Source organism: Aestuariibaculum sp. YM273, assembly GCF_030908365.1.
Taxonomy (GTDB): domain Bacteria; phylum Bacteroidota; class Bacteroidia; order Flavobacteriales; family Flavobacteriaceae; genus Aestuariibaculum; species Aestuariibaculum marinum.
On the sequence record NZ_CP133090.1, the window covers coordinates 3584061 to 3600088 of the forward strand.

A 16028-nucleotide genomic window follows, 5' to 3' on the forward strand; every position below is an offset into this window, starting at 1 on the left:
TGATAAATTCACAAATTGAAATACATTTTTCTACGTATTAATTAAAATAATTTGGATTGTGTTAATAAAGAATGAAGTTTTTTAATTTGCCTGGACAGTTACGATGACACTCTTCGATGCCGGTGTTTTCGCTGTATGGGCAAAACTATCTAAAGCCACTAGCATATTAGCTTCCGGAAAATACGTAGCACAGCAGCCTTTAGGAATATCATAACCCACAACCTTAAACTGTTCTGCTTTACGTATGACTCCTTTAAATTCCGATTGGATATTAACCACTTGTTGTTCCTGAAGGTTTCTAACTCTCATATCTTCACGGTTCATTAAAATCACTCGTCTTTCGTTAAAAATACCGCGATATCGATCGTTTAAACCATAAATAGTGGTATTAAATTGATCGTGACTACGTATGGTCATCATTATTAACTGATCCTTTTTTAATTCCCAGGACGGTAATTTATTTATAGAGAAATTTGCTTTACCTGTTTTGGTATGAAATTGTCTTATACGCGCACCATTAGGCAAATAAAAACCAGATGGTTGTTTTAGCTTGCTGTTATAATCATCAAAACCATCGACGACGTCCTCAATATCAGAACGTACCAAATTATAATCATCTTGATATTGTAGCCAGTTAATTTTTGACTTTTCCTTAAGGGTCGCATGCGCCACACCACACACCACAGCAACTTCGCTAATCAAGGCATTGGAACATGGCTCTAAAATGCCTTTGGTAGACGACACCACACCCATAGAATTTTCGACACTCTGAATTTGCACACCAGTTTTCTGATAATCCTTCTCGGCTCGCCCTAAACACGGTAATATCAAAGCTTCTTTACCCGTAACCAAATGCGAACGGTTTAGTTTGGTACTCACATGAACTGTTAAGTTACAATTTGACAAGGCTTCTGCAGAATATAAAGTATCAGGCACAGCAGAAATAAAGTTACCGCCCAAACCAAAAAAGACTTTGGCCTTCTTCTCGTACATCGCCTTAATAGCCTCGATCACCGAATAGCCGTGCTCACTTGTTGGTTTAAAACCATACTTTGCTTCAATTTTATCTAAAAACTTTTGAGGCGCCGCCTCCCAAATCCCCACGGTTCTATCGCCCTGTACATTGGAATGTCCACGTACCGGACAAGTACCTGCACCTTCTTTACCAATACTTCCTTTTAGCAATAATAAATTAACAAGCTCCCGAATATTATCTACCGCATTTTCATGTTGCGTTAAGCCCATAGCCCAACACACAATAATCTTATCGCGATTTAATATTAAATCGAAAACAACATCAAAAACATCCCGAGATACTCCTGATATCTGTAAACAGTCGGAGAAACTATACTGTTTTAAATCTTCAATAAAACTGTCGTAACCATGAGTAAATTCATTTATAAATGCTTTATCAAAAACATCTCCTGTCTGCTCTTCGGCTTCTAATAATTTTAATAAAACAGCTTTGAAAAACGCAACATCACCGTTTATAGTTACCGGAACATGAACATCGGTTAACCTAGTCCCTCCCGTTAACAATTTTAAAGGGTTTTGCGGATCGGTGAATCGCACTAAACCAGCTTCAGCTAACGGATTTATAGAAATAATTTTACCGCCATTTTTTTTACATTTCTCCAGAGCCGTCAACATCCTTGGATGGTTCGTTCCCGGGTTTTGACCAACAACCATCACTAATTCTGCCTTATATAAATCATCTAAAGTCACCGAACCTTTACCGATACCTAAAGTTTCGGATAAAGCTTTACCACTAGCCTCGTGACACATATTGGAACAATCGGGTAAATTAGCTGTTCCAAACTCACGAACAAATAACTGATATAAAAAAGCCGCTTCATTAGTCGTTCTTCCTGAAGTATAAAAAACCGCTTCATCTGGTGAATCTAAAGTGTTTAAATGAGCTCCTACTTTGGCAAACGCTTCTTCCCAGGAAATGGGCTGATAATGTGTCGCACCTTCCGGTAAATACATCGGTTCTGCCAGGCGACCGGATTTCCCGATTTCAAAATCGCTCCAACTTGCCAGTTCATCAACAGAATATTTTGAAAAGAAATCAGCACCAATGGTTTTATTCTGAACTTCTTCTGCCATAGCCTTCATACCGTTTTCACAGTATTCCCCCAACATAGAACGTTCATCATCAGGATCAGGCCAGGCGCACCCCGGACAATCAAATCCGCCCTTCTGATTCAGTTTACGAGACACCTTTAAAGCATCAGCGAAATTCATGTACTTTGAAACCTGACCAATTACTGAAGTTAAACCTGGTATTCCAGCACTATTTTTTGGTGGCGTTTTTACTTTTAAGTTTGAAAACGTTTCCGGTGTTTTAGCTTTATCTTGAGGAGAAGAACTCATATTACTTTTTAAATTTCGCCTGGTAAGCGTGTACATATTCGGTTTGTGTATCCAAATCTATGTTTTTAGTCCCACTAAATAAAATTTCAACCTTCTGTTTATGATGTTTTAGAATTTGCTTAGCGCCTTTATCTTCATTCAAAGCTTCTAATTCTGTAAAATAAACAGCATCAAATAAAACAGGAACACCATTTTCTCCATCTACATACGATGTCGCTATAATTTGTTCTTTTTTAGGTTTAAATGCCCCTATCATTTGCTCTAAATAATCTGAAGTGATAAAAGGTTGATCAGCTAACAAAAACAAAACGCCATCAAATTTCAAATTAGAATTCTTTAAATGAGTTACTGCTTTTGAAATGGATTTTCCTAATCCCTTTTCCCAATCGGGGTTATAAATAATCTCCACAGGACGACTTTCAATCTTACTCTTTAATGTTTTATAATTTGCTCCTAAAACCAAGTAAACATGATTAGCACTTACATCAAGAGCCGTTTCAATACTGTGCTCTAACAAAGTGGAATCTCCCCATAGTAACAATTGTTTTGGCTCCCCCATTCGCTTAGAAGCCCCTGCAGCCAATATTACCATAGCTATTTGAGAAGATGGATTCATTAACTTATTTGGACTTTGAATGAATCTTTCCTGATTTTTTTCGAAGGGAATACGTTTCTCTATTTCTATTAACTGCTAAAATTTCTGAAACTATTGAGACAGCTATTTCTTCTGGAGTTTCCGAACCAATATCAATCCCAGCAGGTCCATAAATAACATCTAGAAATTCATCGGTAACCTCAGGACAGTATTCAATAAATTGCGATAATAAGTCGTCGCGACGTCTTGTTGATCCTAATAAACCAATATAATTGGGTGTTGTTTCTTTTAAGGCGACCAGATACCTTAAGTCTATTGCAAAATTATGTGTCATTAACACAACAGCTGTTTGCTGATCTATTTGCATCGCATTAATATTTTCAGGTGCCATGATTTGCACAAAATGAGCACCAGAGAAATGCTCTGCCGATTTCAACTCATTAGACCTTGCAACAACAGTAACCTCCCAGCCCGTTAACAATGCATATTTAGATAATTTAACAGCATCGTGTTCGGCTCCAATAATAAGGAGTTTAAAACAAGGTGACAGATCTTGCTTAAAAACTGCTGACTGCCCTTTTTCCTGACTTAATATTTCACTCCCACTAATTGAAAACAACTCCTTATTTAATTCTACTACAGAGCCCATTCCTTTAAATTCCCCTTCTTGCTTTTCATAATACGAGGAAATCGTAAAGGGATTCCTTTCATTAATACTATTGAAAAACGCTTCATTAAATGCTTCATCAGGATTAAAAGGCTCTAATAAAATGTACAACACCCCTTCACAACCCAAGCGATAACGCCCATCATAGCTCATCATTTTCGGCTGCCCTGTTTCAAAAACACTTTGTGATTCGCGATATACTTCCTTTTCTACACAACCGCCACTTACAGCGCCCTTCCAGAACCCTTTGTTGTTTAACAACATTCTAACTCCAGGACGTCTATAAGATGAGCCATCTAAAGCCACAACCGTTGCTAATACAACTTGTAAACTTTCCTTTTTCCAGTCAATAGCAGTTTCAACAAGTGTTTTGAATTCGTGTGTCATAGTTTGTTTTGTTGTTAATTCTGACTATTATCCCATTACAGGTTTTAATGACATAAATGGTTGATGATAATAACGTTCGCCAGTAGCCTGATAAAGTGCATTTGCTAAAGCTCCAACAGCCGGCGGTAATCCCGGCTCCCCAAGACCTGTAGGATCTATATCATTTTCAACAAAAAATACTTCTATAGCTTCTGGTGCCTGCGAATGACGTATTAATCGATAGGTATTGAAATTATTTTCTTGTGGCATTCCTTCTTTAAACGTTAACTGACTATACATGGCATGACCAATACCATCAACAACACCACCTTGTACCATATTTTTAGCTGCATCACGATTTATTACAATACCACAATCTACAGCACACCAGACTTTCTTGATTTTTGGCTTACCGTCTTCCATGGCAATATCAATGACCTCGGCAACATAACTATTATGACAAAAATAGGCTGCCACACCACGGTGAATTCCTGGTATTGACTGTCCCCAATTGGATTTTTCTTTTACCAACTTTAAAACACCTGCATAACGCTTAGCATCATAATCGTTTCGCTTTCCTACGGGGTTTGAAATAGCCCGATCGAACAATTCTAAACGGAATTCGATGGGGTCTTTTCCTGCCAGTTCAGCCACCTCATCTAAAAACGATTGTTCGGCTCCTGCCGTAAAATGGGATCTGGGCGCGCGCCATGCTCCTGTAGTTATATTCGTAGGAGTGCTGGCCTTTTCCGCTAAATAATTATCTACCGTACCTGCCGGAAAACGATGTTCAAACACTGGGCTTGACGGCAAACCTGTTCCTTTCACGGAAAAAGCGACTAAATTATTATTTTCATCTAATCCGGCTTTGTAAGTCGCTAAATATGCTGGTCGGTAAGTACCTTGAGTCATATCGTCTTCACGGGTATATATCAACTTTACGGGACCTCCAATGTGTTTTGATATAGCCGCCGCTTCTACTCCAAAATGCACATATAATCGTCTACCAAAACCTCCACCAATACGCGTCATATTTACGGTAACATCTTCAATAGGCAATCCTAATAATTTAGATACCGATCCTTCTAAGGCTTGTGGTGTTTGGGTTGGTCCTACGAGTTCTGCCGATGTCTCTGTTACGTGAGCAAAAAAGTTCATCGGTTCCATAGTATTATGCGGTAAAAATGGCGAACTATATGTGCGTTCGATAACCTTAGATGCTTTTTTGAATGCCGCCTCTGGATCGCCGTCTTTTCGACTCTCACTCATCTCACCAGAAGCTAAAGTGGCTTCCATTCGTTTCATATGCACTTCTGAATCTTCCAATTCACCAACCTGTTCCCAATTAATTTTTAATGCCTTCTTCGCCTTCATTAATTGCCAGGTTGACTCTCCAACAATAGCAACTAGTTGCAAATAGCCTTTCTCATCGAAATAACCTGGATCAGGTATTGTAATGTCAACAACAAAAGCATCATTAACCCCCGACATTGACTTAATTTCTGTTTCATTAAAATCTTTCACCTTCATCCCGAAAGCAGGCGGGTGTTGTATCATTGCTAATTGCATCCCTTCTCGTTGAAAATCTAACCCGAATAAAGGTTTACCAGTAACTATATTTTTACCGTCTACATTTTTAACACTTGTAGATATCAACTTAAAATCTTTAATGTCTTTTAATTCTACCTCTTCTGGCACGGTAATCCCAACAGCTTTTTCAGCAATATCGCCATAGCCTATAGTTCGTTCCCCTTCAATTTCTTTAATAACACCATTAGCAACAGTTAAAGCAACAACCTCAACACCCCATTCTTTTGCCGCAGCCTCTAACAACATTCTTCTGGCTGTAGCTCCGGCCATTCGTAAGGGATGCCACCCTCTTCTAATGGACTGACTCCCTCCTGCAACCTGATTATTATAAAAACCTGTATTTAATGGCGCCTGCTCTACAATAACATGCTTCCAATCTACATCCAGCTCTTCCGCAACTATCATTGGCATAGAGGTTTTTACATTCTGACCAATTTCCGGGTTGGGAGAATAAATGGTAACCAAGCCTGTATCTCCAATTTTTATGTAGCCATTTATTTCAAACCATTCGTTTGGTATGGCCAGAGTTTTCTCTGTTTTTCCTTCGGAAACACATCCGGTTAGCCAGCTGAACCCAATGAGCATACCTCCTCCTGCAGCAGCAGATATTTTCAAAAATGAACGACGATTATATTGTGTTTTTATCTTTGTCATAATGCCTGCTTTTATTGGTTAGATGCGGTTTTAATAGCTTGTTTAATTCTTACATAAGTACCACAACGGCAAATATTTCCACTCATAGCATTATCGATATCTTTATCTGTTGGTTTTGGGTTTTCTGATAACAAAGCAGCCGCATTCATAATTTGTCCGCTCTGACAATAGCCACACTGCGGAACATCATGTTCCAACCAAGCCTTTTGTACCGGATGATCGCCTTCTTCCGACAAACCTTCTATGGTTGTAATTTCTGATGTTCCAATGGTCGATACGGCAATCAAACAACTACGTACGGCAGCACCTTCAAAATGTACAGTACATGCTCCACACTGGCCAATACCACATCCGAATTTCGTTCCAAGAAGCTTTAATTCATCTCGCAATACCCAAAGCAAAGGGGTATCGTCGTCTACATTAACATTATGAGAAGTTCCGTTAATGCGTAATTTATACTCAGGCATATTAATTTGTATTAAGTTAAAAGAAGGTTTTACAGTAATTTGACTAAAACCAATTCCTTTAAAAATACAAAAAAGAATACTTGTTATATGATTTTAAGACTTTTTTAAGATTTCAGAACAAACTCTAAAGCGCGCTTTTCATTGTAATACACATTGCGTTTATCAATAAAACCAACATGTCCTCCATTTTTTGGCATTTCTAAAAACAGATTCGGATTTTCTTTAGCCTCTTTTACAGGATAACACTCTGGTGATAAGAAAGAATCATTCAATGCATTAATAATGAGTGTTCGCGTTTTTATATTAGGTAGAAACTGTAAGCAACTGCTTTTCTCATAATAATCGGAAGCATCTTTAAAGCCGTGAGCCTTTGCGGTATACACCTCATCAAAATCCCGAAGCGTGTTTATGGTACAGAATTCCTCATATGATAAATCGTCAGGGTATTTAACCGCTTTGTTTATGAGTTTTTTCGTTAAATGATTTAAAAACCGGTTCGCATAAGGTCTGTTTTTAGGTTTTAACAATTCCAAACATGATCCGTTTAAATCTGCAGGTACCGATACCGCTACAGCAGCCTTAACCTGCGTTGGGACATCATTGCGTTCCCCTAAATATTTCAAAATCAAATTGGCTCCAAGGCTAACTCCGTACAAGTAAATTTCAGAATACCTATTTAAATCTAACACATACTGAAGAACATCTTCTAAATCTTCTGTAGCACCGGAATGATAACTTCTAAACTTTAAATTATCCTCACCACTGCACCCTCTGAAATTCACGCAAATCGCATCGATATCATTTTCATTAAATAATTTTGCCGTTGCCGTGAGATATGGACGTTGCCCATTGCCTTCCAGACCGTGGAAACACAAAATAAGCTTATCGGTTTTAGACCCTGCATAGCTCCAGTCTAAATCTAGAAAATCACCATCTCTAAGTTCAATACGCTTGCGTTCCTGTTCAAGTTTAACTGAACGGATTAACCCCGAATATACGGTTGAAACAAACCCATTTCTAAAAACAAATAAGGGACTATATGTACTGTGTAATACTGGCATAATTAATTAACGTCTAATGTAGTAAATTTAAATTGGGAACCATCAAATAAGCCTTTATCACTCAATTTTAACGAGGGAATAACCAGCAAAGCCATGAAGGACAAAGTCATATAAGGCGCATACAAACTACTACCCAATTGTTTTGCCATGGCATCGAGCTTCGCATAAGCCTCACCAACCGTTTTCCCATCCTTATCACTTATAATTCCTGCTACAGGTAACGGCAGAACCTGTTCTTCAGTTTCAGAAACCGCACAAATACCACCTTTATTCTCGATGAGTAAATTAACGGCTCGACAAATGTCTTCATCTGAAACACCAACAGCAATAATATTATGGGAATCATGACCAACCGAAGAGGCTATAGCACCTTCTTTTAATCCGAAATTTTTAATAAAAGCGATGGATGGTTTCTGATTTTGATAACGGTTAACCACCGACATTTTTAGTATGTCTTTTTCTGTATTTGAAACGAGGTTGTTGTCTTCAATTTTAGAATCTTCAATTAATTCGTTGGTAACCAACTGCCCTTCTAAAGCTTCTATAACACGAATTTGCTTAGCAGCAGATGCTACTTTAAATTCTTCAATTGTTTTTTTATCGCAATTGAAATTATTCAGATTATCAAAATCTACAGGTTTAATCAACGATTTCCCTTGATCGAAAACTAAGACTCCATCAACATAGGTTTGAAGGGTTTTAAAATCTTTTAAATCCTCTACGACAATACAATCGGCAGTATCACCAACCTGTAATAATCCAACATCTAAATTATAATGTTTTACAGGATTAACACACGCCATTTGCAACACTTTAAATACATCGATACCTTTTGATACGGCTCGAGCACAAAGCCTATTAATATGATCGATTAACAAATCGTCTGGATGTTTATCATCACTACAAAACATCATGTTTTGGTAATGTTCCGAAGCCAAATCGATTAAGGCTTCAAAATTTTTAGCAGCACTCCCCTCACGAATTAAAATTTTCATTCCCTTTTGAAGCTTTTCCAAAGCCTCTTCATAAGTGAAACACTCATGATCTGTTGTTATTCCGGCATTTATATACTTGGTAATATCATCGCCTCGTAATCCGGGAGCATGGCCATCAATAGGTTTTTTATAATGCTTTGCACAGGCGAGTTTCTTCATGACCTCTTCATCATCAAACAAGACACCAGGATAATTCATCATTTCTGCCAGATACTTGATATCCGGGTTTTCAAGTAAGATCTTAATAGCATCGGAATCAATTACAGCTCCTGCGGATTCAAACGTAGTCGCTGGCACACAGGAAGGCGCTCCAAAATTAAATTTAAACGGCACTTTTTTTCCGTTTTCAATCATAAATTCCACGCCTTTCACACCAAGTACATTGGCTATCTCATGCGGATCGGAAACCGTAGCCACCGTGCCATGAGTAACCGCCAACCGAGCAAATTCACTAGGCACCAGCATAGAACTTTCAATATGTATGTGGGCATCAACAAAACCAGGAAGAATATAATGATTTACATCATGTTCTTTTTCTTCAATTGAAGCGATTTCTCCATCTGTAATGGTTATTTCACCTTTAAAAATACGTTGGTTTACTATGTCGACAATCTGCCCTTGTAATACTGTCATTATTGAATTAATTCTATTTTTATAATATGCTTGGTTTTGTCAGTCACTTTAAATCGGTCATCAGCGCGCTTCCCAATCACCCACACAATATTATCATCACTACAAAACAACCAGGTATTCTCTTTATCTACCAACGAAAACTTTTCGTCCTTAAAAAACTTACTCAGCTTTTTCTTTTTGCCTTTCATCCCTAATGGGGAAAAGGCATCGCCTTGTTTTTTCTGTCGTATGGTAAGCGGACTATGCAAAAGTCCTTTATCGATGTAAATGCAATTCTCATGATGCTCTGTATCTAAAACATCAACTTCAGAAAACTCTAAATAACCACAAGGAATTTTTAAAGTCGCATTAGTATCTAAAACTGTTATACTTTCATTAGGAAATATTTCGCTAGTATTACCCGTTAATATTAACACATCGCGGTCTTTAATTAAGCGATGCGTCGTTGAAGCCACGTATTTTCCGGGTTGTGCCGTTAGTAGGTTTAAAATATCTTCCCATTGTGTAAACCCATAACTTTTGAAGGTTTCATATAAAAACGCTTTGGGTGCACTCTGCTTTTTAAAAGTTTCAACCTTATATTTTGTTTCCTGATTGGTCACGTTTATGATTGCTTCTTTTAAAAACGTTTCCATAGCACACTCAACAATATTGGATGTATCGTTTAAATGACTCAATGTACTTTGGAAACTCTGTAATAAGCTTGGGTTAATCTCCTTTAAAATCGGGATAACGTCATGGCGTAATTTGTTACGCAGGTATTTGGTCGATTTGTTACTGCTATCGTCTCGCCACTTTATATCATTATATTTCGCAAAATTTGCAATCTGTTCATTAGAAAAAGGCAATAACGGACGAACAAACACCTCATTCACTTCCGGAATTCCGGTTAGACCTTCAAGCCCCGTTCCACGTGTAAAATTGATTAAAAAGGTTTCTAAGTTATCATCGGCGTGATGTGCGGTTAAGACATAATCAAATTGCAACTGCTCTGATAATTCCGCAAACCAATTATACCGCAATTCGCGCGCTGCCATCTGTATAGAACGTTTGTTTTCTTCGGCATACCCTTCAGTATCAAAACTTTCTACAAACACTTCTAGATCTAAATCCTCTGCCAGCTGCAGCACAAAGTCTTCATCGGCATCACTTTCTTTTCCACGTAAATTAAAATTACAATGCGCTAAAGCTACATGTAATTGACTTTTACAACATAAATGTGTAAGTACAACACTGTCAATTCCGCCAGAAATAGCAATAAGTAATTTACTGTCCTTTAAGAACGATAAACGAGATTCTAAATGATCTTGAAATTCTTTTAGCATGCTTCAAATATACAACAATGCCTTTTGAAAATGATATCCTACAATTATTTAAAATGAGATAAAATACTAGTTTAAAATCTGAGAATTTAGTATCTTATAACTGTAATTTTAATAGATGAGGACCATGAGCACCATTGATAAATTAAACGATAAAGCAACACAGGTAGCCTTCAATAAAAAGATACTTACCGCATCGCAACAACTACATCCTTATGTAAAGCACCGACTTTATATTGCAGAATCTAAAGGTATTATTCCAAGAAAAATGTATTCTTCAAATGGTGTAGTAGACGACACAATTGTTGCTTTCTATGAAAAGGGTTATGATTTAGATATAGACAACAACACCTTAAAACTCAAACTCTTTAAAATGGTTAATTCACAATTGGATAATATTTATGAAAAAGAAGTTTTTCATAAAAACACCATTAGTACACGCAAGTTTCTAGAAGAAGAACTATCAGCTCTGGAAGAGAAATATACCATTGATGATGGTTTTGATTATATTATGAATGAGGATCTGAATGATATCTCTTACCAACAGAACGGACATGACAAGCAACTGTTTCTTTACGATGACAATAACCATTCTATTTTAAATGCTTTTAACACAAAAGCTTCTAAACGCAATGTCTCAAGACAGGTTATCGGAAATATTTACACCAGATTACCAATTAACGTTTCCAATATTATTGATTTATACGTCTTTGGTAAATTACCTATTGCCGATATTGCTGCAATAAAACAAATTGAAGAACAACGTATCGAGAATATTATTAACTGGGTTAAAAAGAGTTTTGAAACCAATTTAGACTAGTCTTCAAGCACTTGTCGCATAGCTTTTGCTTTCACTAAACATTCCTCATATTCTTTATGAGGATCGCTTTTAGCTGTTATAGCGCCGCCAACGGAATAGGACACGTATTTTTTAGTTTCATTATAAAGGATACTCCTAATCACCACATTAAAATCGAAATCTCCTGTTGGGGAAAAATAGCCAACAGCTCCAGAATAAAGTCCGCGTTTAGTTTCTTCCAAAGTCTCAATAATTTTCATAGCCGAAAACTTTGGTGCCCCTGTCATACTCCCCATAGGGAATGTGGTTTCAATAATGTCTACCGGGTGTGTTTCGGGTGTTACTAGCGACTTCACTGTCGATATCATTTGATGCACCTGATCGAAGGTGTAAATCTTGCACAATTCCTCCACCTCAACACTACCCCGAATGGCCGTTTTAGACAAATCGTTACGCACCAAATCCACAATCATGATATTTTCACTACGCTCCTTTTCATTCTCCAACAACTCTTTTTTCAGCTGTTCATCTTCTGCTACATCTAAAGCTCGTTTTGCTGTCCCTTTAATGGGTTGAGAAATCACCTTATTACCTTCCTTTTTTATGTAACGCTCCGGTGATGCTGACAATAAATATTTGTCGTTACATTTCAAAAACGTAGCAAACGGCGGATTCGATATATTGTTGAGTTTATTATAAATTTCCAAAGGCGGAATCTGAGTGTCTTCAGCATAAAATTCCTGACAAAAATTAGCCTCGTAAATATCGCCACGATGAATATGCTCTAACATCGCACCAACTTTCTCCTGATAGGCGTCTTTATGAATGCGAAGGTGAATTTTTATCTGGTCTCTCTGTTGTTGCTTTTCAGAAATATCTACCGACTGAATATCTTCAAAATCGGATTCCATTTCATCATCAACCATATTTAAATACTGAACATCAACCTCATTCTCTTTTATAAAGAATAAACGTTTTGGCTGAAAAAAATACAAGTCAGGAAACCCTAAGCCATCATAGTTCTTCGACTCTAAAGGTTCTACTGCATTCTTTAAATCGTAGGTTAAATACCCAAAAATCCAGTCCTTCGTTTGTGTTTGATAATCTTTTAATTGCTCAAAAGCCTGGGTATAATCGGTTTTTATACTAGTAAACGCGTCAACCGCCAACACGGCATCATATTGTCCGTATTGTTGCCTGTAATTATTAGAATCTAGCCAAACAACATCTTCAAATTGCTGACTCCACAATAATAATTTCTGCTTAAACAACTGAATGTCTTCGATATGGTGATTTTGTACTACTCTCAAGTGAAAAATTTATGGCGCAAATTTAGGTAGAATCCTTAAAAATTCACAAGTTTTGTATATTAGATTAAATATTCTATTCATGTTTACACTAGAAAACGACCTACTAAAAATTAGCGTTAAAAACACCGGCGCCGAATTATGCGAAATTAGTTCTGTAAAACACCAAACCCAATTTATGTGGGATGCCAACCCCGATGTTTGGGCTGGCTTTGCACCTAACCTGTTTCCTGTTATAGGCGCTTTAAAAAACGACACTTATATTCTGGATAATAAAGCCTATACATTACCGAAACACGGTTTTATTAGGGGCAATGAAAACATAGAATTAGTGGAGCAATCTAAGGATAGTTTAACGTTTAAACTGTCCTATGACGATGAAACCCTAAAAGTTTATCCTTTTAAATTTGAATTCCTCATTACTTATAAACTTACCGAAAACACCTTAGACGTTATTCATACGATTAACAACCTAGACGATACCCCCATGTATTTTTCATTAGGTGGACATCCGGCATTTAAATGCCCTGTTTATAACAACGAAACCTATGAAGATTACAGCTTAGTTTTTGAACATTCAGAACATTCAGAAACGCATATGGTTAGTCTTTCAGACGGCCTTATTTTAAATGAAACCGCACCGCTTTTAAACAATGCAGACACCATAAAACTTAAACACAACCTTTTCGATAAGGATGCTTTAATTTTTAAAGACTTAAAGTCTAAAACCATTACATTAAACAGTGTTCATTCCGGTGATATCTTAACGGTATCGTATCATGATTTTCCATATTTAGGTATTTGGGCTAAACCTACAGGAGACTATGTCTGCATTGAACCTTGGTTAGGGATTGCCGACAGTGTGAACCATAATCAGGATTTTAAAACAAAGGAAGGCATTTTAAAATTAGATCCTAAAAATAATTTTACAGCAAGCTATAGCATAGAAATACACAACACGCATTTAGTGTAAGTAGAATAATAAGCGTAACTTTGCCCACTATAAATGATACGATTTGACTTTTAGAGATTTAAATTTAAACACCCCGCTATATAACGCCTTAGACGATTTAGGCTTCACAACACCCACGCCTATTCAGGCCGAAGCTTTTAATATTGTAAGCTCAGGGAGAGACATTGTTGGTATTGCTCAGACTGGTACTGGTAAAACCTTTGCTTACATGCTGCCTATTTTAAAGAATTTAAAATTCTCTAAACAGGAGAATCCACGTGTACTCATTTTAGTGCCTACACGCGAATTGGTGGTTCAGGTCGTTGAAGAAATTGAAAAACTAACCAAATATATCAATACCCGAGTACTTGGTGTTTATGGTGGCACCAACATTAACACTCAAAAAATGGCTGTTGCCGAAGGTTTAGATATTTTAGTCGCTACACCTGGGCGTTTATATGATTTAGCTTTAAGTCGCGTATTACAGTTGAAATCAATTCAAAAGTTAGTGATTGATGAAGTTGATGTGATGCTGGATTTAGGGTTCAGACACCAGCTGATTAATATTTTTGATATCCTTCCGGAAAAGCGTCAGAATATTATGTTCTCAGCTACAATGACAGAAGATGTCGATGACTTATTAAACGACTTCTTTACCATTCCAGAACGTGTATCAATTGCTGTTTCAGGAACGCCGTTAGAAAACATCCAGCAAACGCGTTATAATGTCCCTAACTTTTTTACCAAAGTCAACCTGCTAGTGCATATTCTAAATGATACAGAAACCTTTAACAAGGTAATTGTATTCGTATCGAATAAAAAGATTGCTGATAAACTGTTTGAGGAATTAGACCTTCATTTCAAAGAAGAATTATGTGTCATTCACTCTAACAAAACCCAAAACTATCGTTTACGTAGTATCGAGCAATTTAGAAATGGAGAGAACCGTATTTTAGTTGCCACCGATGTTATGGCTCGTGGTCTGGACATTGAAAACGTAAGTCACGTAATTAATTTAGACACCCCGGATTACCCGGAAAACTACATGCATCGTATTGGTAGAACTGGGCGCGCCGAACGTAAAGGAGAGGCTATTCTATTATCGACTGAAAAAGAACAGGAAGCCCGTGAAAACATCGAGCGTTTAATGAATATGGAAATTCCTGTTTTAGAATTACCTGAAATGGTAGAAATTTCCGATCAGCTTTTAGAAGAGGAACGCACCAAAGTAAAAGAGCGCAATAACCCGACCAAACGTAGCGAGGAAGATATGCCTGGTCCCGCATTTCATGAAAAGAAAGCCAAAAACCAAAAAGAAAACTTAGGAGGCTCATACAAATTTAAAATCGCTAAAAAATATAAAAAGCCGAAAACACGAGGCGATAAAAACTATAACAAAAGGAACAAAAGAAAGTAATAAAAAATCCCTGTTCGAAATACTGAACAGGGATTTTTTGTTCATGTTACTTATTCGCAATTCAGATGATTAAAAATTAAGTGTATATCTGCATTTTGGGAAATTTAAACATCCGTAAAAACTACCATACTTTCCGCCTTTAATAACAAGACTTCCACTGCAATTCGGACAAACCTTTCCCTTTTCCAGGGTCTTCTTTTCTCTAACTTGTTTTTTTACCCGTTTAATGTGCCTCTTATTTGCCTTCCTGTCCTCAATGTTACATGCTTCTATAGTTTCTACAATCTGTTTCATGGTGTCTTTGCATAAATACTGCGATTGATTTGCTTTCTTTATAGTTCTGCGAAGTTTTTTTGTCTTAATAACAGGTAACCAGGATTTGATATTCTTTAATTTTCCACTCCCTGCAAATACAACAACTGGAAAATATTCAATAAACCCAAATTCAGCTAAAGTTTCCTTTAATGCAAACACATGCACCCAGTTCTGTTTAATAGGATTTCTAAGTTTCTTCTTGTAATTAAAAATCGTTTGTGTCCAGTATTCGGCATTTTCATGTCCGTGAATCCAGCCTTTATAGTTTTTGGTTTCAATAACAAAAATCCCAGCCTCACAAATAACAATATGATCTATTTGTGTCGTAGAATCTCCGTATTTCAATAAAATATCATTTAAAACCAGGTACTTTCGTCTATTAAGCCTGCTTAATTTTTTTGACACCTCCTGCTCTCCTCGAGCTCCTATAATTCTTGGACGTATAGTGTTCTTATAATGGTATGCAAACCCGTAAAAAATTAAAACAAAAAGAAAAACAACGATTATCATTT

Annotated in this window: 13 protein-coding genes; 3 read left to right on the forward strand and 10 right to left on the reverse strand. The window is 36.9% G+C overall.

Annotated features, from left to right (window positions below; all coding sequences use genetic code 11):
- Positions 1 to 81: 81 nt before the first annotated feature.
- From RBH94_RS15350 to tilS, 8 genes are all read right to left on the reverse strand, one after another.
- Positions 82 to 2376, reverse strand: coding sequence for an FdhF/YdeP family oxidoreductase (locus RBH94_RS15350; protein ID WP_307881693.1), 2295 nt, complete (start codon positions 2374 to 2376; stop codon positions 82 to 84).
- Between the two features lies 1 nt (position 2377).
- Positions 2378 to 2992, reverse strand: a complete 615-nt coding sequence (locus RBH94_RS15355; protein WP_307881694.1) for a nucleotidyltransferase family protein — start codon at positions 2990 to 2992, stop codon at positions 2378 to 2380.
- Positions 2993 to 2996: 4 nt separating this feature from the next.
- Positions 2997 to 4025, reverse strand: a complete 1029-nt coding sequence (locus tag RBH94_RS15360; protein ID WP_307881695.1) for an XdhC family protein — start codon at positions 4023 to 4025, stop codon at positions 2997 to 2999.
- A 27-nt stretch (positions 4026 to 4052) separates the two neighbouring features.
- Complete coding sequence (locus RBH94_RS15365) at positions 4053 to 6248, reverse strand: molybdopterin cofactor-binding domain-containing protein (protein ID WP_307881696.1); 2196 nt, start codon at positions 6246 to 6248, stop codon at positions 4053 to 4055.
- A gap of 11 nt (positions 6249 to 6259) precedes the next feature.
- Positions 6260 to 6715 (reverse strand): (2Fe-2S)-binding protein, encoded by a 456-nt coding sequence (locus tag RBH94_RS15370; protein ID WP_307881697.1) that lies wholly within the window; start codon positions 6713 to 6715, stop codon positions 6260 to 6262.
- A 104-nt stretch (positions 6716 to 6819) separates the two neighbouring features.
- Entirely contained in the window at positions 6820 to 7776 is a 957-nt protein-coding gene (locus RBH94_RS15375; RefSeq protein ID WP_307881698.1) for a YheT family hydrolase, read from the reverse strand.
- A 2-nt stretch (positions 7777 to 7778) separates the two neighbouring features.
- Positions 7779 to 9404: an adenine deaminase gene (gene ade, locus RBH94_RS15380; RefSeq protein ID WP_307881699.1), complete on the reverse strand. Its 1626-nt coding sequence runs from the start codon at positions 9402 to 9404 to the stop codon at positions 7779 to 7781.
- Positions 9404 to 10729 carry a tRNA lysidine(34) synthetase TilS gene (gene tilS, locus RBH94_RS15385; RefSeq protein ID WP_307881700.1) on the reverse strand — a complete coding sequence of 442 codons (1326 nt, stop codon included), beginning with the start codon at positions 10727 to 10729 and terminating at the stop codon, positions 9404 to 9406. Before tilS ends, ade begins: the two co-directional genes overlap by 1 nt.
- 124 nt (positions 10730 to 10853) lie before the next feature.
- Here tilS and RBH94_RS15390 point away from each other — a divergent pair, with 124 nt between their 5' ends.
- A complete protein-coding gene (locus RBH94_RS15390; protein ID WP_307881701.1) occupies positions 10854 to 11546 on the forward strand; it encodes a hypothetical protein in 693 nt (230 codons plus the stop codon).
- On the opposite strand, the gene pabB is transcribed toward RBH94_RS15390, so the two are convergent.
- Positions 11543 to 12835 (reverse strand): aminodeoxychorismate synthase component I, encoded by a 1293-nt coding sequence (gene pabB / locus RBH94_RS15395; protein WP_307881702.1) that lies wholly within the window; start codon positions 12833 to 12835, stop codon positions 11543 to 11545. The two genes, RBH94_RS15390 and pabB, sit on opposite strands and share 4 nt — an antisense overlap.
- A 79-nt stretch (positions 12836 to 12914) precedes the next feature.
- Between pabB and RBH94_RS15400 the strand changes: the two genes are divergently transcribed.
- Complete coding sequence (locus tag RBH94_RS15400; protein WP_307881703.1) at positions 12915 to 13805, forward strand: aldose 1-epimerase family protein; 891 nt, start codon at positions 12915 to 12917, stop codon at positions 13803 to 13805.
- A 43-nt stretch (positions 13806 to 13848) separates the two neighbouring features.
- Positions 13849 to 15201, forward strand: a complete 1353-nt coding sequence (locus RBH94_RS15405) for a DEAD/DEAH box helicase (protein ID WP_307881704.1) — start codon at positions 13849 to 13851, stop codon at positions 15199 to 15201.
- A gap of 69 nt (positions 15202 to 15270) precedes the next feature.
- Here RBH94_RS15405 and RBH94_RS15410 read toward each other — a convergent pair whose 3' ends face one another.
- Positions 15271 to 16026, reverse strand: a complete 756-nt coding sequence (locus RBH94_RS15410; protein ID WP_307881705.1) for a nuclease-related domain-containing protein — start codon at positions 16024 to 16026, stop codon at positions 15271 to 15273.
- Positions 16027 to 16028: the final 2 nt, after the last annotated feature.

Bases quoted from the DNA above. Each gene is read 5' to 3' on its own strand.
- RBH94_RS15350 (WP_307881693.1), bottom strand. From the start codon at position 2,376: ATGAGTTCTTCTCCTCAAGATAAAGCTAAAACACCGGAAACGTTTTCA.
- RBH94_RS15370 (WP_307881697.1), bottom strand. From the start codon at position 6,715: ATGCCTGAGTATAAATTACGCATTAACGGAACTTCTCATAATGTTAAT.
- tilS (WP_307881700.1), bottom strand. From the start codon at position 10,729: ATGCTAAAAGAATTTCAAGATCATTTAGAATCTCGTTTATCGTTCTTA.
- RBH94_RS15365 (WP_307881696.1), bottom strand. From the start codon at position 6,248: ATGACAAAGATAAAAACACAATATAATCGTCGTTCATTTTTGAAAATA.
- RBH94_RS15390 (WP_307881701.1), top strand. From the start codon at position 10,854: ATGAGCACCATTGATAAATTAAACGATAAAGCAACACAGGTAGCCTTC.
- RBH94_RS15360 (WP_307881695.1), bottom strand. From the start codon at position 4,025: ATGACACACGAATTCAAAACACTTGTTGAAACTGCTATTGACTGGAAA.
- RBH94_RS15375 (WP_307881698.1), bottom strand. From the start codon at position 7,776: ATGCCAGTATTACACAGTACATATAGTCCCTTATTTGTTTTTAGAAAT.
- ade (WP_307881699.1), bottom strand. From the start codon at position 9,404: ATGACAGTATTACAAGGGCAGATTGTCGACATAGTAAACCAACGTATT.
- RBH94_RS15355 (WP_307881694.1), bottom strand. From the start codon at position 2,992: ATGAATCCATCTTCTCAAATAGCTATGGTAATATTGGCTGCAGGGGCT.
- RBH94_RS15410 (WP_307881705.1), bottom strand. From the start codon at position 16,026: ATGATAATCGTTGTTTTTCTTTTTGTTTTAATTTTTTACGGGTTTGCA.
- RBH94_RS15400 (WP_307881703.1), top strand. From the start codon at position 12,915: ATGTTTACACTAGAAAACGACCTACTAAAAATTAGCGTTAAAAACACC.